This window comes from Planctomycetota bacterium (genome assembly GCA_039819165.1).
GTDB lineage: Bacteria > Planctomycetota > Phycisphaerae > Phycisphaerales > UBA1924 > JAHCJI01.
The window spans coordinates 1-531 of record JBCBSM010000022.1; the positions used below are offsets into that span (position 1 = coordinate 1).

1 protein-coding gene is annotated in these 531 nt (G+C 60.3%); it reads left to right on the top strand.

The genetic code is table 11. From position 1 onward, the window contains the following. A partial coding sequence (locus tag AAFX79_13840; GenBank protein MEO1009637.1) for a hypothetical protein occupies window positions 1-457 on the top strand: 457 nt, incomplete at its 5' end. Window positions 458-531: the final 74 nt, after the last annotated feature.

Here is a 531-nt window from a genome sequence, read left to right on the forward strand (position 1 = left end):
TGACAACAAGTTCCTCAAACAGGAAGGCATCGGCCTCAAGCTGCTGCTGCCCATCGAGCTGAGCTACCTACTCAACAAAGAGGGGCCGAGTTTTTTCCAGGAGGCCCGCCTCGACAAGCAGAACATGATCGATCGGCTCACGTGGTCGGGGGCGACGCTGTACGACCTGTGCAGCAGCCGGCTCAACGCCTGCCGCACCGCCGGCCAGGCCGAGCCGTTGACGCTGATGGATTTCTTCGAGCCCGGCGTCGGCCGGGAGGCGATCATCGACGCCCTCGACCAGATGCACCAGCCGCGGGACGCGTTCAAGTTCCTCTACTCGGTGATCCAGGAGCACTGCCAGCTGCTGCCCGAAGACGCGGCCGTCTTCCGGATCAATAAGCTGACGCTCGAAACCGTTCGCCGATCGCAGTCCCAGCGTGTTCAAGAATTGTACCGCGGACTGACCCCCGCCTAAAAAACAGGCAGCGCGGACGTGGCCAAAACCTGTGGTTCACGTAAGCCCGATAAATAAAAGATTTTCTGTACTGG